The sequence below is a fragment of the Pseudomonas huaxiensis genome (assembly GCF_003231275.1).
GTDB lineage: Bacteria > Pseudomonadota > Gammaproteobacteria > Pseudomonadales > Pseudomonadaceae > Aquipseudomonas > Aquipseudomonas huaxiensis.
Genome location: NZ_QKVL01000225.1, coordinates 1 through 244 on the forward strand (window position 1 = coordinate 1; position 244 = coordinate 244).

The 244-nt window shown below is 62.7% G+C and carries 1 protein-coding gene; it reads right to left on the bottom strand.

Features of this window, described 5'->3' with window-relative positions:
• The coding region (locus DM374_RS32980) for an immunoglobulin-like domain-containing protein (RefSeq protein WP_157969849.1) at nucleotides 1-244 on the bottom strand (244 nt) is incomplete at both ends.

Consider the following 244-nt stretch of genomic DNA (forward strand, 5'->3'; position numbering starts at 1 on the left):
GCTGCCGGTCGCGGTGAGGCTGACACCGGTGGTATCGAGGTTGTTCGGGTTGTCATTGACGGTGGTCGACGGGGTGCCGGTGGTAACCAGCTTCTCGTAGTTACCGCCGGTGACGCCGGTGATGCTGTTGGTCAGCGCCGGATTGGTGGCGTAGATGTTGTTCGGTGCGACGTAGTCGACCGAGCCGCTGCTGGCGTTGACCGCGATGGTGATCGACTGACCGTTGGCCAGGCTGATCACCAGA